Below are 20388 nucleotides of genomic sequence, written 5' to 3'. Positions count from 1 at the left end.
CGCGCCGCCGCGCCCGCCGACATTCCCGCCATGGAAGCGCTGATCAAGCGCTCCGGCATCGAACTGAGCGAAGGCTTTTACACCGCCGAACAGGCGCGGGCGGTGACGCAACACGTATTCGGCGTCGATACCCAGCTGGTGGCCGACCAGACGTATTTCCTCATCGAACAGCAAGGCAAGCTGGTGGCGTGTGGCGGCTGGAGCAAGCGCAGCACCTTGTTCGGCGCCGACCGCACTAAACAAGGCATCGACGCCCTGCTCGACCCGGCCACCGAGCCGGCCCGCATCCGCGCCTTCTTCGTCGATCCGTCCGCCGCGCGCCAGGGATTGGGTCGGCTGCTGCTGCAGCACTGCACCGATGCCGCCGCCGAGGCCGGCTTTCACGCCCTGGAGCTGGCGGCCACCATGCCCGGCGTCCCGCTGTACCTGGCCTGCGGCTTCAGCGAAGTCGACAACTTCGAGATCGCCTTGCCCGGCCCGGTGCAAGTGCCGCTGACCCGCATGCGCAAGGCCATCACCATCAAGGCAGGCTGACCAGGTGGCGCCTGGCCATGCGCCGCAACTCGCCGTTGCTCTTTAATTCCGACAGCAACTGATCGAAGGCGCCGGCCAGTTCCTCGCCGATCGCCGTTTTGGGAAAAGCGAAATAGGCGTTCTGCGTATCGATCAGTGGCGCCACCGGCAGCAGCTTGTCGGTCAAGCCCATGCGCTGTATCACCGGATCGGTGTCGCGCCGGTTGCTGGCAAACATATCCACATGGCCGTAGATCAGCATCATCAAACCGTTCTCGACGTTGTTGGCGACGCTGATATTCAAGCCCGCAGCCGCCGCGGTGAACGCTGCGCCGTAACTCCAGCCGTTGAGCGTGACGATACGCTTGCCCTTGAGCGCGGCGTAGTCGCCACCCCAGAACACCATGCCCTTGGCGCGTGAATAAAACGCCACCTGGTCCTGGAAAAACGGTTGTTCGCCGAAGCGCATGATTTGCTCGCGCTCGGCGGATTTGTAGGGCCCGACCAGCACGTCGGCCAGGCCCATGGCCACGCGCTGCTGCGCGCGCCGCCAGGGATAGACTTCAAACTGCACGGCGCAGTCCCGGCGCTTGGCGAGCAAGCGCACCACCTCGACACCCAGGCCGGAAAATCCGCCATCGGCCTCGCGCTCGTACACGCCCTCGAAACGCGTGCCGACCACCCGCAGCGGCGCTTTGTCGGCGCCCAAAGCAAAATGCGGCAAAGCGCCGAGCGCAATGCCGCACGTGCCGAACAGCAGACGCCGTCGAACGAGAAAAGCCAATGGGTCTTCCTGAAACGCCGCGATCACGCGCAAGCAGCCTCCCTGCCGGAGCATCCGGCACAACAAACCGTGCAACAAGGAGGATTCTAGCAGTTCATCGCGGCAGCGCCGCTTACTTAAACCTTGGCGGCTTTCTTGCGGCGCGCCACCCAGCCCATCATGCCCAGTCCGGCCAGCATCATGGCGTAGGTTTCAGGCTCTGGTACCGGCGGAACATAGGAACCGAAGCCGTCGATATAGGCGTAGCCGGTGTGGCCGGTAGGCTCGCAGTCGGCTGCCAGCAGCGACAACGTGAAGTCGTGGCCGGACAGGGATTGGTCGATGCTCAGGTGCTCGAGCTGCCATGCCGCCGTGTAGAAGAACTCGCCCGAGGTCTGGAAGCGCGAATCGACACCGCCGCCGCCGTTGCCGGCGTTGTAGGTGCGGCTCAGGACCAGTTGGCCGGTGGTGTTGTCGGTCAAGGTCAGGATCATAGCAGCCGATTCGTCCTCGACGTGGCCGCCGTTTTCCAGCACGGCCTTCCAGCCGAAGTAAATGTCGGTATCGGTGTAATTCTTGACTTGCTGGCTGATCACGGTGCCGTAGCCGCCGTAGGTGGTGTCTTCCACGCGGTACGAATAGTTACCATCGAGTACGGTCGCACCGATCAACGCGCCCACGTTCGGATCGACATAAGTCTTGTCGATGATCACACCGCGCGCGCCGTCATCCGAGTTCAGCGCGCCACCGGCGAGGAAATCCGCCGGCGTGATGGAAGCGTTCGGGCTGCCGCCGCGATAGCCGCCACCGGTGGTCCAACCACTGGTGGTGCCGGATTCGAAGCCGCCGTTGACGAAGTTGTCGGCCTGCGCCAGACCGCTCAAACCTACCAACGCCAACATACCCGCTACATGTTTCAATTTCATCTAACTATCTCCCTGGTTAATAGTGGCAAAAGAACAAGGGAGATTATATTATCTTTAAGTCATCCTTAACAATTGTATTATTTGCATATTTTTTAAATAATTTAGTTGACAATCCGCAAAGAATAGTCTGTGGCGCGTATATCTTTTGTCAAGCTTCCGATCGAAATGCGGTTGACGCCCGTTTCGGCGATGGCGCGCACTGTATCGAAGTTGATGCCGCCCGACGCCTCCAGCAGCGCCCTGCCCGCATTGATCTTGACCGCCTCGCGCATCATGTCGTTGCTGAAGTTGTCCAGAAGGATGGACACCGCACCCGCCGCCAGCGCCTCGGCCAGCTCGTCCAGGTTCTCGACCTCGACCTGGATCGATACCCCCTTATCCAAACGCTTGGCCGCCAGCACCGCGTTGGTGATGCCGCCGGCCGCCGCGATATGGTTTTCCTTGATCAGGATGCCGTCGTACAGCGCCAGGCGCTGGTTCTGACCGCCACCGACGCGCACCGCGTACTTCTGCGCCAGACGCAGGCCCGGCAAGGTCTTGCGGGTATCGAGGATGGCCGCGTTGGTGCCGGCGATGACGTCGACGTATTTGCGGGTGGCGGTCGCCACGCCGGACAGCAACTGCAGGAAGTTCAACGCCGCCCGCTCCGCCGTCAACAGCGCGCGCGCCGGGCCCTGGATGACGCAGACGACGCTGTCGGCCTTCATCATGTCGCCCTCGGCGTACTGCCAGTCGATCTCGATGCCGGCCTGCATGCAATTCATCACGCCCTCAAACCACGGCGCGCCGCACAGCACCGCGTCCTCGCGCACGATTACGCGCGCGGTCGAGCGGCCGCCCTCCGGCACCAGCAGGCCCGTCAAATCGCCCGTGCCCACATCCTCCAGCAAGGCCGACAGCAGATTGGCCTCGAAGGCCGTTTTCAGCGCGTCATCGAAGGGCGCGAATTTATTCGACAAAGTACTCATCATGCGGGACCAATTCCTGAAAACAGTTGTGCTTCCTTGGCCAGGTCGGCGCCGGGCTGCACCCGGGCCTTCTTGGCGGCCGCGAAATCGAGCATGCGGTTGATCGACACCACCGCCTGGCGGCCGATCTCCGGATCGACATGGATCTCGTTGGTCGTGCTGGTTTCCATGTTTTCCAGCACGTCGGCCAGGTTTTGCAGGCCGTTCATCGCCATCCACGGGCAATGCGCGCAACTCTTGCAGGTGGCGCTGTTGCCGGCGGTCGGCGCCTCGATGAAGCGCTTGCCCGGCGCGGCCGCGCGCATCTTGTGCAGGATGCCGTTGTCGGTGGCGACGATGAAGGTATCGGCGTCGGACTCGACGGCGGCGTTGATGATCTGCGTCGTCGAGCCGACCACATCGGCCAGCGCCACCACGTTGGCCGGCGACTCCGGATGCACCAGTACCTTGGCGTCCGGATATTGCGCCTTCAGCAGCTCGAGCTCGACGCCCTTGAACTCGTCATGCACCAGGCAGGAGCCCTGCCACAGCAGCATGTCCGCGCCGGTCTGCTTCTGAATGTAGGAACCCAGGTGCCGGTCCGGCGCCCACAGGATTTTCTTGCCCTGCGCGTGCAGGTGGGCCACGATGTCGAGGCCGATCGACGACGTCACCATCCAGTCGGCGCGCGCCTTGACGGCCGCGCTGGTGTTGGCGTACACCACCACCGTGCGGTCCGGATGGGCGTCGCAGAAGGCGGTGAACTCGTCGACCGGGCAGCCCAGGTCCAACGAACAGGTCGCGTCCAGGTCCGGCATCAGGATGCGCTTTTCCGGGCTGAGGATCTTGGCGGTCTCGCCCATGAAGCGCACGCCGGCCACGACCAAGGTCTTGGCCGGGTGGTCGCGTCCGAAGCGCGCCATCTCCAGCGAATCGGAGACGCAGCCGCCGGTTTCCTCGGCCAGGTCCTGCAGGTCGCCGTCGACGTAGTAGTGCGAAACGAGCACCGCTTCCTTCTCGACCAGCAGTTGCTTGATGCGGGCCTTGAGCGCGGTGCGCTGTTCGGCCGTCGGTGTCGCTGGCGTGCGCGCCCAGGCATGGGCGGTGCAGCTGGCTCCGTCTTGAGGATGATCGTACTCGACGGATTTGATCTCGATGGTTTGCATGGTGCCGTAAGAAAGAACGTAAAGTTAGTCGATGCCCTGGCTGGACAGGTAGTCCTCGTAGTTGCCGCGGAAATCGATGATTTCGTTTTCCTTGATCTCGAGGATGCGGTTGGCCAGCGACGACACGAACTCGCGGTCGTGCGAGACGAAGATCAGCGTGCCGGCGTACTTCTCCAGCGCGATGTTGAGCGACTCGATCGATTCCATGTCCATGTGGTTGGTCGGCTCATCGAGCAGCAGCACGTTGTGGCGGCCCAGCATCAGCTTGCCGTACATCATGCGGCCCTTCTCGCCGCCGGACAGCACCTTGACCGACTTCTTGACCTCGTCGCCGCCGAACAGCAGGCGGCCCAGGATCGAGCGCACGGCCTGGTCGTCGTCGCCTTCCTGGGTCCAGTCGCCCATCCAGTCGGTCAACGTCGTGTCCTTGGCGAATTCCTCGGTCGGATCCTGCGGCATGTAGCCCACGTTGGCGTTCTCGGCCCACTTGACGGTGCCGTGGTCGGCGTGCAGGCCGGCGATGTCGTCGCCGCCTATGCAACGCAGCAAGGTGGTCTTACCGGCGCCGTTGGCGCCGATGATGGCGATGCGCTCGCCCGCCTCGACCATGATGCTGAAGTTATTGAACAGCTGGCGGTCGTATTTCTTCGCGATGCTGTCGACCTCGACGGCCAGGCGGTGCAACTTCTTCTCGCCGTCGAAGCGCACGAACGGATAGGCGCGCGACGACGGCTTGATGTCGTCGACCTTGATCTTCTCGATCTGCTTGGCGCGCGAAGTCGCCTGGCGGGCCTTGGATTTGTTGGCGGCGAAGCGGCGCACGAAGTCCTGCAGTTCGGCGACCTTGTCCTTGGCCTTGGCGTTGTTGGCCAGTTGCTGGTTGCGCGCCTGGGTCGAGGCGAACATGTACTCGTCGTAATTGCCCGGATAGATCTTCAACGTGCCGTAATCCATGTCGGCCACGTGGGTGCAGACCTGGTTGAGGAAGTGGCGATCGTGGGAAATGATGATCATGGTGGAGTTACGGTCGTTCAGCACGTCCTCCAGCCAGCGGATGGTGTTGATGTCCAGATTGTTGGTCGGCTCGTCGAGCAGCAGGATGTCCGGATTCGAGAACAGCGCCTGGGCCAGCAATACGCGCAGCTTCCAGCCCGGCGACACATTGCTCATCGGTCCCTTGTGCAGCTCGATGTCCACGCCGGCGCCCAGCAGCAGCTCGCCGGCGCGCGACTCGGCCGTGTAGCCGTCGTACTCGGACACTTTGCCTTCGAGCTCGGCGGCCTTCATGTAATCGTCGTCGGTCGCTTCCGGATTGGCGTAGATGGCGTCGCGTTCCTGCATCGCGGCCCACATCTCGGTGTGGCCCATCATGACCACGTCGAGCACGCGCATTTCCTCATAGGCGAACTGGTCCTGGCGCAGCTTGCCCAGACGCTCGTTCGTGTCCAGCATCACGTTGCCGCCCGACGGCTCCAGATCGCCGCCCAGGATTTTCATGAACGTGGATTTGCCGCAGCCGTTGGCGCCGATCAGGCCGTAGCGGTTGCCATCGCCGAACTTGACGGAGATGTTTTCGAACAGCGGCTTGGCGCCGAATTGCATGGTGATGTTAGCGGTGGATAGCATTCTGAATTGGGCTTTTCTTAATTAAATCATGCCGTTAGGCGGAAATGCGAGATTATACAGCACCCACCGCGCGGCACCGGGGACAGGGGCTAAAACATGGCGTACAATTTTGTTAAGTTCAGGGTGACCGGCCCTGGAAAGGAGCAACATGGAAGCGCGCATCGCCAAACTGGAAGAGTTCGCAACCGACGCCAAGGAACGCCTGGCGCGGATCGAGGCGCGCCAGACGGAGTTGGCCGACAAGATGGGCGCCCTGCAGGTGGCGATGCACAGGGGCTTCGCCGACATGATCAAATGGGTGGTCGGCACCGCGATCGTCCTCGGTGGCACTGCGCTGACGGTGACTACCTTCGTTCTCAACAACGCCACGCCCAAGGCCGCTCCCATGCCGCCGCAGTCGGTGGTGGTCTACACTCAGCCCGCGCCGGTCCCGCCGGCGAAATAAGTCCAGCGCTAACGGCCGCTCACACATGTCGGATTACGGCGTTCCGCCTAATCCGACCTACGTGTCTCCGCGAGGGATCGGCTCGCGTGGCCGCAAGCCAGCATTCCCCAATCCCATCTGAACCACGTAGGGCGGATTAGCGCGCAGCGCGTAATCCGCCAAGCTCCGCCAGCGGCCAACGACCTGGCCGATATCCAAATCCGCCCGCAAACGGCGGTTTTGCGCCCAAATCAATATCCCGCTCAAGCGGGTGATTCTTTTCCATTTAACAATCCGCGCGCCTGTTTTCAACACTAGACTAATCACTAATATATCAGCCGGGCGGATACCACCGGCGTTAAAAAATGGCCGCAAAGGCCAGTCAGGGAGAGAAGACAGCATGCACGGACACACCCAAGGCGCGCTCGCCAAACCACTGAGCCTCAAGCCGATCGCTTACGCGGTCTCGATCGCGCTGGCCTCGCTCGTCGCCGGCCACGCCGCCGCCCAGGACGCCAAGCCGGACGCACCGGCGGCGCAAACACCCGCACCCGCGCCGGGCGCCACGGAAATCAAAACCGTCGTCGTCCAGGGCCAGCGCGCCGCCCAGCAATCGGGCATCGAACGCAAGAAGAACGCCGCCACCGCGATGGACTCGATCGTCGCCGACGACGTCGGCTCCTTCCCCGACCGCAACATCGGCGAGGCCATCTCGCGCATCTCCGGCGTCGCCCTCGACCGCGGCGACTTCGGCGAGGGCGTCAGCGTCGCCATCCGAGGCAACAGCGCGGACCTCACCCGCGTCGAGATCGACGGCCAGGGCGTGCAATCGGCCGGCGGCACCGACATGAATGGCGGCGGCAGCGGACGCGGCGTCGAGTTCCGCTCGCTGTCGGCAGACCTGATCAAAAGCGTCGACGTCGTCAAGGGCGCCACCGCCGACATGACCGAAGGCTCGCTGGGCGGCGGCATCATCATCAAGACCCGCACCAGCCTGGACTTCAAGGACCCGTTCTATTCGCTGCGCCTGGCCGGTTCGCAAGGCTCGCTCAACAAGGAATGGTCGCCCGACACCAACCTGATCCTGACCCGCAAATTCTTCGACAACCGCTTCGGCGTCATGCTCAACGCGTCGACCTCGCGCGCCGTCAACGAATCGCACTCGTCCGAGATCGCCACCACCCGCAACGCCGGTTATTCGCGCAACGTCGACTTCGACAACTCGCCCAACAAGACCTTCACCTACCAGCCAGGCACCTTGTCGCCGAACGACCCGGCCAGCACCGCGCCGACGTTGCGCTCGCCGCTGACGGCCGGCGGCTTCTTCGACCACGCCTCGCCGGCCGACATCCTGACCAAATCGGCGGCGGCCCAGACCAAGGCGGCGTGCTACGCGGCCTTCCCGGCGCTGACCACGGCGCAGGCCAACGCCGTCAACGGCAACACCGCCCGCAACGCCGCCATCAACGCCCGTGGCAACGAACTGCTCAGTTGCCTGAACCAGTGGAACGACTACACGCCGTCGCTGGTGCGCTTCATCGAAAAGCGCCAGGAGGAAAAGCGCGGCAACGTCGACCTGCGCTTCGACTTCAAGGTCAACAACCAGCTGACCGTCTACGGCAAGGTCAACTACGCCCGCCGGGAAGTGGACGACAACAACCAGACCTACGGCCTGGGCGGCCTGAACACCAATGCGGCGACCGCCTACAGCCCGACCTACCAGGGACCGACCTTTACCGACACGTCGGCCGGCGTGCGCAGCGCCGTGCCCGGTTCCGGTTACTACCTGTACGACGGCGCCAGCTACCGCGCCAACCTGTATCCGGCCACCGGCATCGTCGCCAACGTCGACCCGCGCTCGGTGCTGGTGGACGCCAACCACCACGTGACGCAGTACACAATCAGCGACGCCAACGTCAACACCGACCAGATCCACAACGTCATGAAGACCACCGACCGCTACTTCCAGACCGGCGGCGTGTACAAGAACGGCGGCTTCGCGGCCGAGTTCTTCGTCGGCGACGCCCGCTCCAAGTGGCAGCGCGGCGACAAGCGCACCAACTGGAGCTACAACTACGGCCCGACCACGATGCGGGTGCTGTCCAACGGCCTGTGGACTTACGAACAGCCCGCCGGCAGCAGCTTTAACCAAGCCGACCCGACCATCTACGCGCAGGTGCGCCCGGCCGGCGTCGACACCAAGGCGGTCGAGGCCGGTCCGAAGGGCCCGGCCGTGCCGGCCTACACCATCGACCAGCAGCCGCTGAGCACGCAGGCGCCGCAAATCAGCTTCTCGCCGAAGATGGCCGAGACCGAGGAGCGCACCGCCAAGGCCGACTTCAGCTACGCGTTGAGCGAAAAAGTGCCGTTCTTCAAGCGCGTCAAGAGCGGCTTCAACTTCCGCCAGACCTCCGGCAGCAGCTGGGGCGGCGGCGGCTCGACCGTGCAAACGGCCGTCGGCGAGTTCGGCAAGCCCGGCTACGTGCCGGCGGTGATCCTGCCGAGCGCCAACGTGCGCAGCTTCTTTTCCGGCTGCACCGACACCCCCGGCTCGCTCGGACCGGGCGGCAAGCCCTGCGCGACCGGCTACGTCCCCAACACCGATCCGGCCTCGGCCCGCTCCGGCAACACCTTCATGTCGCAGCAGCAGTTCCAGGACATCATCGCGCAATCGATGGCGCAGCGGAACACGCCGTTCTTCAACGGCATGCCGGACCGTCCGGCCGGCCTGATCGACGGCTGGAACCAGATCGACGTCGAAAAAGTGTTCAGCCTGGTCAACTCGCCCAACGTCAACTTCGACTGCGTCAAGGAATGCACGGCCAACGACGGCAAGGTCTACCGGCAGCCGGTCAGCACCTTCAAGGAGCGCACCACGGCCGCTTACCTGATGACCGATTTCGGCTTGGACGAAATCCCGTTCACCAACCGGCGCCTGCCGTTCGGCATGGAATTGGACGGCAACTTCGGCTACCGCGTGGTGCGCACCAAGGTCCATGCCACCGGGGTGATGAGCTTCACCTCCATCGTCAAGACGGCCGCCTACGATCCGCTCAACCCGACCGCCGCCGGCGGCACCATCAGCGCCACGGCCAGCAAGCTGACCGCGCTCGACGCCAACACCACCGACTACCTGCCGATCCTGAACCTGTCGCTGTGGATGGTGCCCAACGAGGTGGTGTTGCGCTACAACCGCGCCAAGCAGGTCGCCCGCCCGCCGGTCAACGCGCTGATCCCGGCCGGCACCTGCACCTACGACGAACGGCGCCGCGACGACGAGGAACAGAGCTGCTCGGGCACCATCGGCAATCCGGCGCTCAAGGCGCAAACCAACCAGAACCAGAACCTGGCGCTGGAATGGTATCCGAACGACGACTCCTCGTTCTCGGTGGGCGCGTTCCGGCAGGTGGGCAAGGTTGGCGGCAGCACCGTCGTCGGCAAGAGCGCCGTGAGCCTGTTCGACGGCTCCGGGCTGGTCGATCCGCAGACCGGCCGCTCGCTCGACGGCCTCGGATTCGACTACCGCACCTACGAGAACGGCGCCAACATCACCCGCACCGGTCTGGAATACGGCAGCAAGACCGCCTTCACGTTCCTGCCGTGGATGCTGCGCTACACCGGGATCGACCTCAACTACACCAAGCTACGCTCGAAGAACACCGACCAGCGCGTCGTCGACCTGCTCACCGGCGAGGCCCTGCCGCCGGTCGGCGAATCGAAGTACACCTACAACGCCTCCTTGTGGTACGACGACGGCGCGCTGTCGATGCGCTTGTCGCTGCAGGCGGTCGGCCAGAAGTTCAGCTGCATCGCCGCCTGTGGCGCCACGGGGGTCAACAACTACCCTAACGCGGCCGGCGGACGCACCACCATCACGCCATACAACCCGGGCTCGCCGAACTTCAAGAACGCCACCCGTTATGTCGACGCCAAGATCGCCTACCGCATCAACAAGAACATGGAGATCTTCGCCGAGGGCCGCAACCTGAACCTGAGCTCGACCACCAACAGCCAGGCCCAGTACGCGGCGTTCGCCGACGGCACGCCCAACCTGCTCGACACGTCCTACGCCGGCCGCCGCATCATGGTCGGCATGAACTTCAGGAACTAACGTCAGCCACCCAGCACCAAGAGGAGGCGGTCTCCCTCCTCTCTTCGACAGCCCGGCCGCTCACGCGTCCGGGCTATTTTTTTTCCGCTCGTTATCTATATAATCAGGGATCACAATCTGGAAGGTATTCGATGAAAGCTTTGCTTGTATTGCTGGCAATGTCCGGTTCCGCGCTGGCCGACGACCGCGCCCTGCTCCAATGCCGCACCATCGCCGACGTGGCCGGCCGCGTGGCATGCTACGACGCGATCCCGGTGGCGCCGGCCGCCGGCAAGGTCGGCGCCGCCGCGCCTGCCGCAGCGCCCGCCGCTACGCAGGCCGCACCGGTCGCGCGCGCGGCCCAACCCGCACAGGCCGCCCCTGCGGCCAACACCGAGGCCGGCTTCGGACTCGACACCATCGCCAAGGACAGAACCGCCGACTTGAAGTCCATCGAAAGCACAGTGGTCGGCAAGATCGAGGGCTGGGGTCCCACCACCCAGTTCAAACTGGCCAACGGCCAGGTATGGCGGGTGGTGGACGGCAGCTCCGAGTGGTTCATCGAACGCACCAATCCGAAAGTGGTCCTGACCCGCAACGCCATCGGCACCGTCTTCTTCGAAGTCGACGGCGCCAAGCAGCCCCCGCGCGTGCGCCGGGTGCAGTAGGCCTTATAAGGTGGGATAGTCGCGGATGGTCAGGTCGAAGCCGCGCGCGTCCGACACCAGCCGCGCCATCCCGCCATAAGGCAAGGTGGCGCGCCGCTTGATGTGGCCGAACGGCAAGCCGGTCAACACCGGCATCGGCAAACGCTCGCGCAAATAGGCCAGCATGGTCTCGAAGTCGTAGCCGTTCTCCAGCGCGCCCAGTTTATAGCCGGAAAAATCGCCCAGCACCAGCGCCCGCTGGCCGTCCAGCGCGCCCGCGTACAGCAATTGCAACACCATGCGCTCGATCCGGTAGGGATGCTCGGCGATGTCTTCGATGAACACGATGCCGTCGTCCAGCGCGTGGAAATACGGCGTCCCGAGCAGGCTGACCATCATCGCCAGGTTGCCGCCCCATAGCCTGCCGCCGACGTCGACTACAGGGTTGTCGGCGCGGCCGTCGGCCACCTCGCCGCGCACGCCGTGCTCCGGACCGCGCAGGCAATCCCAGAACTGCGCCATCGTATAGGCTTCCGCTTCCTCGCGGACGAAGTCGTCGCACATCATCGGTCCGGCGAAGCTGATGCGCCCGGTCTGTTTCATCAGCGGCATCTGGAAGGCGGTAAAGTCGCTATAGCCGACAAACAGCTTGCCGCTGTCGGCCATCGCGGCGAAATCAATCATCGGTAACAGCCGGGTCATGCCGTACGAGCCGCGCAGGGCGATGACGATCCGCACGTCGGGATCGGCGGCGGCGGCGTCGAGCTGGGCCAGGCGGGCGGCGTCGGTGCCGCCGAAGCGCAGGTGCCGCTTGTCGTCGTCATAATAATTGTGGACCAGGAAGCCCTGCCGTTCCAGCCGGGCGATGCCGGCCTGCAGCGCGGCGGCGTTGGGCGCGGCGCCACCCGGCGCGACAATGGCGATGCCGATTTTGTTGGTGTTCAAATTGGTTCGATGCTCGATTGTGAAGCGCTATTGTTGAGGGGTGCCACTGCCGGCGCGGCGCGCGATCAGCGCGGGCAGGTCCGGCGTCATATTACCGCGCAGATGGTTGTCGAGCAAGGCGAGCAGGCGCTCGATCAGCTGCGGCGGCAGGTCGTGGCCCATGCCTTCGATCACGTGCAGCTTGGCGCCCGGGATGGCCTCGGCCGTGTCCACGCCGCAGGCGGCCGGCACCAGCGGATCGGCCGCGCCGTGGATGACCAGCGCCGGACAGGCGATCTTGCGCAGCAGTGGCGTGCGGTCGCCCGACGCCACCACGGCCACCATCTGCCGGGCTATTCCGGCCGGATTGACGTTGCGGTTGAGCGCACGCTCGATATTGGCGCGCAGCTGGCGCTCCGGCGTCGGAAACGACGGGCTGCCGATGGTGCGGAACACGCCGACGGCGTGGTCGATCACCTCCTTGCGGTCGCTGGCGTTGCCGGGACCGCGCATCAGCGCCGCGCGCGCGGCCGACGTCGGCCCGGGCAGTCCCCGGCGGCCGCTGCTCGACATGATGGACGTCAGACTGAGGGTGCGGGCGCCGAAGCGCGCGGCGAAAATCTGCGCGATCATACCGCCCATCGAGGCGCCCACCACGTGGGCGCGGGCGATGCCCAGCGCGTCGAGCAGGCCGAGCGCGTCGTTGGCCATGTCGTTGAGCGTGTACGCGGGCGACTGCCGCCAGCCCACCAGCGACTTCAGGTAGGCCAGCATCAGGTTGGGCTTTTTGAAATGGTCGAATTTGCTGGACAGGCCGATATCGCGGTTGTCGTAGCGAATCACGTAATAGCCCTGCTCGACCAGGCCGTCGACCAGGTCCTGCGGCCAGGCGATCAGTTGCATGCCCAGGCCCATGATGAGCAGCACGGGGGTATCCTGCGGGTTGCCGCTGGCTTCGTAGGTGAGCGTAATGCCGTTTGCTTTTGCGGTAGCCAAAGCGGTCTCCGGGAGGGGGCTGGCGGCGATGCCGACGACGCGCAGCGCATCGTGGCTTCAGCATACCATTTTTGCCGGTGTCTGGAAACGCGGGCCGGGGAAACGTCGTGCCGGAGTCTTATTCCTGGGCGTCGCGGCGCGCGGCGGCCGCGGCGGCGCGGCGGGCGGCGAAGAAACTCTTGAGCATGGCGCCGCACTCCTCGGCCATGACGCCACCGCTGACCTCGGTATGATGGTTCAACTGTTCCTGTCCGAACAAATCGACCACCGAACCGCAGGCGCCGGTTTTGGGGTCGGTGGCGCCGTACACCACCTTGGCCAGGCGCGCGTGCATCATCGCGCCCGAGCACATCACGCACGGCTCCAGCGTCACATACAGCTCGCAGCCCGGCAGCCGGTAGTTGCCCAGCACCTCGGCGGCCGCGCGCAGCGCGACGATTTCCGCGTGCGCGGTCGGATCGTGCTTGCCGATCGGCTGGTTATAGCCGCGCGCGATCACCACGCCGTCCTTGACGACAACGGCGCCCACCGGCACCTCGCCCAGATCCCACGCGTGCCGTGCCTGTTCCAGCGCCAGCCGCATAAAGTCAGCAGGCTGCGCATCCGACGTCGCATCGGACATCGCGTCAGGCATCGGTGATCTCTGCCCAGCAGTTTGGCGTCTCGTGCAGCACCAGCTTGTGCAGATGCAAACCGGTGCCGTAGCGGTCCTTGTAGGCCGACTTGAGGATGGCGAAGGCGACATGGGCCAGGTTCTCCACTGTCGGAATGCGGTCGATCACCACGGTCTTATGGCCCGGCAAAGTCGCCAGGAAGTCGCGCACCGCCGTGTCCTTCTCGTAAACGATGAAGGCGTGGTCCCAGACATCGACCAGATGCTCTTTGGCCAGCGCCTTGATGTCGGAGAAATCCATGATCATGCCGTTGTCGGAATTGCCTTCGGCGGTGATGATGTTGCCGGTCAGGGTGATTTCCAGGGTATAGCGGTGGCCGTGCAGGTTGCGGCACTGGCTCTTGTGGTCGGGAATGCGGTGGCCGGCGTCGAATTCCAGCTTGCGGGTAATAGTCAGCATGACATCTTTTCTTAGGGTATTTGTAAAAGTTTATGGGTTTGCAGGCTCAGCTTCCATTTCGGATTGCGCTTGCAGGTTTCGATCGCCAGTTTGGTGTTGAACTCGGCCAGCGGGCCGTCCATCGCCTGCACATAGAAATTCTCGAAATCGAGCTGTTCGTAGGCCGCCAGGTCCTGTCCCGTCTGCGGAATGACGACCTTGATCTCGCTGCCCTTGGTCACCACCAGTGTCGAGCCCATCTTCGGACTGACGCAGATCCAGTCGACGCCGTCGGGCACCGGCAAGGTGCCGTTGGTTTCGATGGCGATCGTGAAGCCGACCGCGTGCATGGCGGCGATCAACGCCGCGTCCAGTTGCAACAGCGGCTCGCCGCCGGTGAACACCACGTACTTGCTGGCTGGATAGGCGGCCGGCCACAGCGCGTCGATCGCCGCCGCCAGTTCCTCCGGGGTCTTGAATTTGCCGCCGCCTTCGCCGTCGGTGCCGACGAAATCGGTATCGCAGAACTGGCACACGGCGCCGGCGCGGTCACTCTCGCGCCCGGTCCACAGGTTGCAGCCGGAGAAACGGCAGAAAACCGCCGGGCGTCCGGCATGCGCGCCCTCGCCCTGCAGTGTGTAAAAGATCTCTTTGATGCTGTAAGTCACGATAGTTCCTGATTGGACAACCCTCAATTATATCCCACGCGACACTTTTTCGCGGTTTCCGGCGGAAGTTGACCTTGCACAATGCTGCCGTGCGGCAACCACGGTATTTTCATAGGGTGGCGACCGGCTTCGTGCATCTCACCAAGTGCACCGGCCCGGCGCCCGACCACAGGGGACGAACCACCATGAACTACACGACGCAAGCCATCCAGATCGATCTCATCGTCGCGGGCGTGTGCGCGCTGGTCTGGCTCGCCCTGTTGCTGCTGTGGCGACAGCAACGGCAACGCAGCGCGTTCGCCCGGATCGAGGCGCGCTTGCAAGCGAGGCTGTCGCACGAGCGCTGCGGCCGCGCGCTGGCCGAACAGGCGCTGACCGACACCCGCCGCCAGGTTTGCCACCTGAGCAAGAGCCAGCAATCGCTGCGCGACGCCGACCGCCGCCGCATCGCCCGCGACCTGCATGACGACCTCGGCCAGCACTTGCTGGCGATGAGCTTTGAGCTGGGCGCGCTGGCCGCGCAGCACCCGGAGCTGAAGGACGCGCTGCACAAGGTCGACGAGCGCATCGCCGCGACCTTGCGTTCGATGCGCTCCATCGTACGCGATTTACAGCCGGAGGGCTTGCGCGACGGCCTGCGCGGCGCGGTAGAACAGCAGGTGGCGCAGTTCTCGCGCCTCAGCGGCATTGCCTGCCAGCTCGACGCCGGCGCCATCGCCGCCGACGGACGCATCGACGGCGGCATGGACAAGGTCATCTACCGGATCCTGCAGGAATCGCTCAGCAATATCGCCCGCCACGCCAAGGCGTCGCAGGTCTCGGTGGGCCTCAGCCGCGCCGAAGACCGGCTGAGCCTGACCGTGCGCGACAACGGGGTTGGCATCGCCAGCGGCCACGGGCCGGCCCGCGCCCCCGCCCACGCCGCGAGCGACACCTCGTCCCCGGCCCGGCGCGGCAATGGCCTGCGCGGCATGGCGGAACGGGTGGCGGAAGCCGGCGGACGTTTCGATGTCGCCACCGCGCCAGGCAGCGGCACGGCGCTGACGATGTCGTTCCCGCTGCCATAGCACTTGCGGCACCTCCCCTCCAGATTTCGTACCCATACCCCCAAAGGCCGCCGTCATGAACCGCAAGCCCAAGATTCAGCATGTGATGGAATATCCGCACCCGGAGCAGCCGCATGGATTCGCGCTCAAAATGATGGAATTGCTGGTCATTCCAACCTTCGTGCTCGACTGCCACGGCAAAGTCATCATCTGGAACCGCGCCTGCGAACGCCTGACGGCGGTGGACGCCTGGGAAGTGCTGGGCACCACCGACCACTGGCGCGGCTTTTACCATGAACAGCGCACCACCCTGGCCGACCTGGTGCTCCAGGGCCGGGGCGCCGACCCGCACAGCCAGCGGCGCGCCGACCCCGACGGCAACCTGCGCGCGGAAAACTGGTGCGACATGCCGCGCATCGGCCGGCGCCGCTACCTGGCCGCCGACGCCAGCCCCATCGTCGACAACGAGGGCAAGCTGCTGGCGGTGGTCGAGACGCTGCGCGACGTGACGGACGAAAAATGCGCGCAGGTGGCGCTGGAGCAGCTGGCCACGCGCGACGGCCTGACCGGCCTGGCCAACCGCCGCTGCTTCGACAACACGCTGTACGCGGAATGGCAACGCGCGCTGCGCCAGCAACAGCCGCTGTCGCTGCTGATGGTCGATGTCGACAATTTCAAGCAATACAACGATGCCTACGGCCACCTCGGCGGCGACGAGTGCCTGCAGCGCATCGCCAAGGCGGTGGCCAGCGAAATGCGCACCAACGACCTGGTGGCGCGCTATGGCGGAGAAGAGTTCGCGGTGATCCTGCCCAACCAGTCGCTCAAGGGCGCGGCCATCGTGGCCGAGCGCATCCGCTGCCGCGTCGAGCAGCTGCACATGCCCAACCTCGGCAACGAGGGCCACGTGGTGACGGTCAGCATCGGCGCGGCCACGGCGCTGGCGGCGCCGGACAACGATTCGAGCCAGCTGGTCGCGGCGGCCGACTCGGCCCTTTACCGCGCCAAGCACATGGGCCGCAACCGCATCAGCCTGCCCTCGGCGGACAGCGATCTGGCGGCGGCCATCGTCGAAGCGGTTAAAAAACCGTGTAGTTGATGCCGTTGGTGATGGAACCGATGACGGCGGCCTGGTTCTCGGCCGATTCGGAGAAGTCCGCCAGCACCGTCGCCCGGGTCAGCCCGGCGGCAAGGCCCTTCAGGTAGAAATCGAGGCCGCCGGCGTCGGGCTGGCGGTGCAGCACGTTGGTGTACACCTGGCCGACGAACTGCGCGTCCGTCAGCGTGCCGTAGGTCGCCACGTTCTCGGCGCTGTTGAGGAAGAACTGCGCCATGCTCACCAGTCCCAGGCCGTCGTCCATCTTGTCGAGCCAGAAGCTGAAGCCGCCCTGGTCCGGCGTCCGGTTGAACGCCGCCTGATACAGGCGGTAGGTCTGGCCGGCCGCGCCGTCGATGTCCAGCGCCACGCCGCTGCCGTCGGAAAACTTCAGACGCTCGACGCCGGCGACCACATCCAGGCCGCCGCTGCCGCCCTTGTCGCTGACCGTAAACGCGCTGCGGATCGCGCTGATGGTGAAATTGTCACGCCCGCGGCTGTAGCTGACGGCATCCACTCCTGCGCCGCCGGTGAACAACTCGGCTCCCGTTCCCGCCCTGAACGCATCGTCGCCGTCGCCGCCGCCGATGATGCTGATATATTTTGACGCTTCAATTATCAGGTCGCTGAAATAGACTGTCGGGATGTTGTTCAACGTATCCGTGCCCTGCCCCTTGACGGTCAGCACCTTGCCGTCCCCGTGGACCGTATAGGAATCCAGGGCGCGCTCAAAATAAACGATGTCCGCACCGCCGCCGCCGTTCACGGTGTCGCTGCCGCCACCCAGATGGATGTTGTCGGCGCGGATGCCGCCGGTGATGACGTTGCCCGCATCGTTGCCGTGGATGATGGAGCCGCCGCTGCCGGCGACGGCGCGCTCGATCGTCACGTTATAGGCGATCGATACATTGTCGTAGCCGGGCGCGGTCGAGCTGAAGGTGCCCGCGTTCATGTTGATGACAACGCTATCGGTGCATGACGAAAAATCGAGCGTATCGGTGCCGCCGGCATCCCAGATGCACTGCGGGGCCGAGTCTTTGACGAAGCTGTACCGATCGGCGCCGGCGTGATAGCTCATGTTGGCGCCGTACAGCAACTGGACCAGCTGTATGTCGTACAACATCGGCGAGATGCCATAGTTGCCGTGCAGCGCCCGGCCCGCCCCGTCGTTATACGACATCACCGTGTAGTCCTTGTTATCCGACCAGGTCGGCAGGAAGGGGCCCTGGTGGTGGGGCATGGCGTCTTTGCTGTAGTCGCCGGGATGTTTCAATCCCAGCATGTGTCCCAGCTCATGGAGCAACACATCGCGGCCATAGTCGCCGTCCGCGAACTTGAAGTTATAGTCGCCCGTGTTATTGGTGTACAAGTAAATGGGACGGGTACCGTTCGGATACCCCGCGTAACCACCGCTCTCGTTGCCCTGATCGTTGGTCGCGATGCCCAGAATGCCGCCGGAAGCGACCTCGGTATAGGTGATGTTGGCCACCGCCGACCAGGCGGCCATCGCGACCTTGGTTGCCGCCTGCTGCGCCGCCGTCATGGGCGCGAAGCCGAGGGCGTCCCTGGCGGTGGCGTCCGCCGGGCTCGCCTTCAGAAAACTATAGGTCAGCGTGATCGGCGTTTGCGTAAAAGCCGCCCAGCTCTTGTAGTAAAGCGCGTCGATCGAGTTGGTGCCGAAGGTAGCCATCGTTTGTTATCATAAAGTTCAATTTCCTTATGGTAACATCATCTTGCCAGCACGACAATAGCCGGAGCCGCCAGGCACCGACTATTTCTTACCGCCTAGAACACCGTGTAGTTGATGCCGTTGGTGATCGAGCCGATCACGGCGGCCTGGTTCTCCGGCGATTCGGAAAAGTCCGCCAGCACCGCCGCGCGGGTCAGCCCGGCGGCGAGGCCCTTCAGGTAGAAGTCGAGGCCGCCGGCGTCCGGCTGGCGGTGCAGCACATTGGTGTACACCTGGCCGACGAACTGCGCGTCCGTCAGCGTGCCGTAGGTCGCAACATTCTCGGCGCTGTTGAGGAAGAACTGCGCCATGCTCGCCAGGCCGAGGCCGTCGTCCATCTTGTCGAGCCAGAAGCTGAAACCGCCCTGGTCCGGCGTCCGGTTGAAGGCCGCCTGGTACAGGCGGTAGGTCTGGCCGGCCGCGCCGTCGATGTCGAGCGCCACGCCGCTGCCATCGGAAAACTTCAAGCGTTCTACGCCGGCGGTCACATCGATCCCGCCGCTGCCGCCATCGTCGCGCACCTTGAACGCGCTGTTGGCGGACCATACGGTGAAATTGGCGCGCTCCCGGCTATAGCTGACGGTATCGACGCCGGCCCCGCCGCTGAACAGTTCGGCGCCCGACCCGCCCTTGAACACGTCGGCGCCGTCGCCGCCGGCGCCGATCCAGACGTAGTCGGTGGCCCGCACGATGAAATCCTTGAAATACAGCGTCGGAATATTGTTGAGCACGTCCGTGCCCTGGCCCTTGACCGTCAGGGTGGCGCTGTTGCCGCTGAGGGTGTAGTTCTCGATGTCGTTCTCGAATATCACGATGTCGCCGCCCCCGCCGCCGGTGACAGTGTCGCTGCCCTTGCCCAGATAAACGTAATCGTTGCGGATGCCGCCAATGATGACGTTGCCGGCATCGTTGCCGTGAATGGTGGATCCGCCATTGCCCGCGATCGCGCGCTCGATCGTCACGTTGTAAGCGATCGAAATGTTGTGGTAGCCGGGCGCGGTCGAGCTGAAGGAACCGGCGTTCAGATCAATCACGGTGGCGCCCGCGCACGCGGAAAAATCGAGGGTATCGACGCCGCCCGCGTCCCAGATGCACTGCGGCACGGTGTCCCCGGTAAAGCGGTAGGTGTCCGCGCCGGTATGATAGGTCATGTTGGCGCCGTACAGCAGCTGGGCCACCTGGATGTCGTACAGCATCGGCGTGATGCCGTACTTGCCATGATAAACAACCCCCGAACCTTGGTTGTACGACATTACCGTGTAGTCCCGGTTATCCGTCGCGGTCGGCAGGAACGGGCCTTCGTCTTTCGAGTCGTCTTCGTGAGCGTAGTCGCCCGGGTGCTTCAATCCAAGCGTATGGCCAAGTTCGTGTATCAGCACGTTCTTGCCATAACCACCGTCGACAAGGTTGAAGTTGTTCGGGTCTATATTGCTGGTAAATAAGTAGACAGTCCTGCCAGACGCCGGATAGGTGGCGTAGCCGGCGCTCGCCGTGCCTTGATCATTGGTGCCAAGAAGCAGGTCGCCGCCGGAAGCGACCTCCGTATAGGTGATATTGGCAACAGCCGACCAGGTCGCCATCGCCGCCTTCACGCCCTCACGCTGACCTGCGGTCATCGCGGCGAAACCGACTGAATCCATCCAGTAGGTTCCAACCGGCGCCACGGTCAGGAAGCTGTAAGTCAGGCTGATCGGTGTTTTGGTTTGGGTCGCCCAGCTGCTATGAAACAGCGCGTCGATCGAGTTATTGCCGGTGAAGGTAGTCATCGTTTGTTA

The 20388-nt window shown here is 64.3% G+C and carries 18 protein-coding genes; 6 read left to right on the top strand and 12 right to left on the bottom strand.

Annotated elements, in window-relative coordinates:
- Window positions 1-30: 30 nt before the first annotated feature.
- A complete protein-coding gene (locus NHH88_17530; protein USX17367.1) occupies window positions 31-534 on the top strand; it encodes a GNAT family N-acetyltransferase in 504 nt (167 codons plus the stop codon).
- On the opposite strand, the gene NHH88_17525 is transcribed toward NHH88_17530, so the two are convergent.
- The 5 genes from NHH88_17525 to NHH88_17505 form a co-directional block, all read right to left on the bottom strand.
- Window positions 521-1297 carry a transporter substrate-binding domain-containing protein gene (locus NHH88_17525; GenBank protein ID USX11514.1) on the bottom strand — a complete coding sequence of 259 codons (777 nt, stop codon included), beginning with the start codon at window positions 1295-1297 and terminating at the stop codon, window positions 521-523. The two genes, NHH88_17530 and NHH88_17525, sit on opposite strands and share 14 nt — an antisense overlap.
- Window positions 1298-1413: 116 nt before the next feature.
- Window positions 1414-2202 (bottom strand): PEP-CTERM sorting domain-containing protein, encoded by a 789-nt coding sequence (locus NHH88_17520; GenBank protein ID USX11513.1) that lies wholly within the window; start codon window positions 2200-2202, stop codon window positions 1414-1416.
- A gap of 101 nt (window positions 2203-2303) precedes the next feature.
- Window positions 2304-3170: a carboxylating nicotinate-nucleotide diphosphorylase gene (gene nadC / locus NHH88_17515; protein USX17366.1), complete on the bottom strand. Its 867-nt coding sequence runs from the start codon at window positions 3168-3170 to the stop codon at window positions 2304-2306.
- The gene (gene nadA, locus NHH88_17510) at window positions 3170-4315 is read right to left on the bottom strand and encodes a quinolinate synthase NadA (protein USX11512.1); all 1146 of its coding nucleotides are present in this window, start codon (window positions 4313-4315) and stop codon (window positions 3170-3172) included. The genes nadC and nadA overlap by 1 nt, the downstream gene beginning before the upstream one ends.
- Window positions 4316-4339: 24 nt before the next feature.
- The gene (locus tag NHH88_17505; GenBank protein ID USX11511.1) at window positions 4340-5941 is read right to left on the bottom strand and encodes an ABC-F family ATPase; all 1602 of its coding nucleotides are present in this window, start codon (window positions 5939-5941) and stop codon (window positions 4340-4342) included.
- 148 nt (window positions 5942-6089) lie between these two features.
- Here NHH88_17505 and NHH88_17500 point away from each other — a divergent pair, with 148 nt between their 5' ends.
- From NHH88_17500 to NHH88_17490, 3 genes are all read left to right on the top strand, one after another.
- Entirely contained in the window at window positions 6090-6386 is a 297-nt protein-coding gene (locus NHH88_17500) for a hypothetical protein (GenBank protein USX11510.1), read from the top strand.
- A 379-nt stretch (window positions 6387-6765) separates the two neighbouring features.
- Window positions 6766-10476 (top strand): TonB-dependent receptor, encoded by a 3711-nt coding sequence (locus NHH88_17495; protein USX11509.1) that lies wholly within the window; start codon window positions 6766-6768, stop codon window positions 10474-10476.
- A gap of 131 nt (window positions 10477-10607) precedes the next feature.
- Window positions 10608-11123 carry a hypothetical protein gene (locus tag NHH88_17490; protein ID USX11508.1) on the top strand — a complete coding sequence of 172 codons (516 nt, stop codon included), beginning with the start codon at window positions 10608-10610 and terminating at the stop codon, window positions 11121-11123.
- Between the two features lie 3 nt (window positions 11124-11126).
- On the opposite strand, the gene NHH88_17485 is transcribed toward NHH88_17490, so the two are convergent.
- The 5 genes from NHH88_17485 to queE form a co-directional block, all read right to left on the bottom strand.
- Complete coding sequence (locus tag NHH88_17485; GenBank protein ID USX11507.1) at window positions 11127-12047, bottom strand: LD-carboxypeptidase; 921 nt, start codon at window positions 12045-12047, stop codon at window positions 11127-11129.
- Window positions 12048-12074: 27 nt separating this feature from the next.
- On the bottom strand, window positions 12075-13022 hold the full coding sequence (locus NHH88_17480) for an alpha/beta fold hydrolase (GenBank protein USX11506.1): 948 nt from the start codon (window positions 13020-13022) through the stop codon (window positions 12075-12077).
- Window positions 13023-13140: 118 nt separating this feature from the next.
- Complete coding sequence (gene tadA / locus NHH88_17475; GenBank protein ID USX11505.1) at window positions 13141-13656, bottom strand: tRNA adenosine(34) deaminase TadA; 516 nt, start codon at window positions 13654-13656, stop codon at window positions 13141-13143.
- Entirely contained in the window at window positions 13649-14095 is a 447-nt protein-coding gene (gene queD / locus NHH88_17470) for a 6-carboxytetrahydropterin synthase QueD (protein USX11504.1), read from the bottom strand. Before queD ends, tadA begins: the two co-directional genes overlap by 8 nt.
- A gap of 11 nt (window positions 14096-14106) precedes the next feature.
- Window positions 14107-14742: a 7-carboxy-7-deazaguanine synthase gene (queE, locus tag NHH88_17465; GenBank protein ID USX11503.1), complete on the bottom strand. Its 636-nt coding sequence runs from the start codon at window positions 14740-14742 to the stop codon at window positions 14107-14109.
- Window positions 14743-14927: 185 nt separating this feature from the next.
- Between queE and NHH88_17460 the strand changes: the two genes are divergently transcribed.
- Both NHH88_17460 and NHH88_17455 read left to right on the top strand, forming a co-directional pair.
- Window positions 14928-15809, top strand: coding sequence for a histidine kinase (locus NHH88_17460; GenBank protein USX11502.1), 882 nt, complete (start codon window positions 14928-14930; stop codon window positions 15807-15809).
- Between the two features lie 55 nt (window positions 15810-15864).
- Window positions 15865-16887, top strand: coding sequence for a GGDEF domain-containing protein (locus tag NHH88_17455; GenBank protein USX11501.1), 1023 nt, complete (start codon window positions 15865-15867; stop codon window positions 16885-16887).
- Here NHH88_17455 and NHH88_17450 read toward each other — a convergent pair.
- Complete coding sequence (locus NHH88_17450) at window positions 16868-18574, bottom strand: DUF4214 domain-containing protein (GenBank protein ID USX11500.1); 1707 nt, start codon at window positions 18572-18574, stop codon at window positions 16868-16870. The two genes, NHH88_17455 and NHH88_17450, sit on opposite strands and share 20 nt — an antisense overlap.
- Before the next feature lie 95 nt (window positions 18575-18669).
- Window positions 18670-20379, bottom strand: a complete 1710-nt coding sequence (locus tag NHH88_17445) for a DUF4214 domain-containing protein (GenBank protein ID USX11499.1) — start codon at window positions 20377-20379, stop codon at window positions 18670-18672.
- Window positions 20380-20388: the final 9 nt, after the last annotated feature.

This window comes from Oxalobacteraceae bacterium OTU3CAMAD1 (genome assembly GCA_024123915.1).
Taxonomy (GTDB): Bacteria; Pseudomonadota; Gammaproteobacteria; order Burkholderiales; family Burkholderiaceae_D; genus Rugamonas.
Note: the sequence above shows the minus strand (reverse complement) of the source record. Positions and strands in the feature narration are given on the sequence as shown.

What these genes read in the sequence shown, in the direction of transcription:
- NHH88_17530 (USX17367.1), top strand. Translation starts at nt 31, where the DNA reads ATGGAAGCGCTGATCAAGCGCTCCGGCATCGAACTGAGCGAAGGCTTT.
- NHH88_17520 (USX11513.1), bottom strand. Translation starts at nt 2,202, where the DNA reads ATGAAATTGAAACATGTAGCGGGTATGTTGGCGTTGGTAGGTTTGAGC.
- nadC (USX17366.1), bottom strand. Translation starts at nt 3,170, where the DNA reads ATGAGTACTTTGTCGAATAAATTCGCGCCCTTCGATGACGCGCTGAAA.
- nadA (USX11512.1), bottom strand. Translation starts at nt 4,315, where the DNA reads ATGCAAACCATCGAGATCAAATCCGTCGAGTACGATCATCCTCAAGAC.
- NHH88_17505 (USX11511.1), bottom strand. Translation starts at nt 5,941, where the DNA reads ATGCTATCCACCGCTAACATCACCATGCAATTCGGCGCCAAGCCGCTG.
- NHH88_17500 (USX11510.1), top strand. Translation starts at nt 6,090, where the DNA reads ATGGAAGCGCGCATCGCCAAACTGGAAGAGTTCGCAACCGACGCCAAG.
- NHH88_17495 (USX11509.1), top strand. Translation starts at nt 6,766, where the DNA reads ATGCACGGACACACCCAAGGCGCGCTCGCCAAACCACTGAGCCTCAAG.
- NHH88_17490 (USX11508.1), top strand. Translation starts at nt 10,608, where the DNA reads ATGAAAGCTTTGCTTGTATTGCTGGCAATGTCCGGTTCCGCGCTGGCC.
- tadA (USX11505.1), bottom strand. Translation starts at nt 13,656, where the DNA reads ATGCCTGACGCGATGTCCGATGCGACGTCGGATGCGCAGCCTGCTGAC.
- queD (USX11504.1), bottom strand. Translation starts at nt 14,095, where the DNA reads ATGCTGACTATTACCCGCAAGCTGGAATTCGACGCCGGCCACCGCATT.
- NHH88_17460 (USX11502.1), top strand. Translation starts at nt 14,928, where the DNA reads ATGAACTACACGACGCAAGCCATCCAGATCGATCTCATCGTCGCGGGC.
- NHH88_17455 (USX11501.1), top strand. Translation starts at nt 15,865, where the DNA reads ATGAACCGCAAGCCCAAGATTCAGCATGTGATGGAATATCCGCACCCG.
- NHH88_17450 (USX11500.1), bottom strand. Translation starts at nt 18,574, where the DNA reads ATGGCTACCTTCGGCACCAACTCGATCGACGCGCTTTACTACAAGAGC.
- NHH88_17445 (USX11499.1), bottom strand. Translation starts at nt 20,379, where the DNA reads ATGACTACCTTCACCGGCAATAACTCGATCGACGCGCTGTTTCATAGC.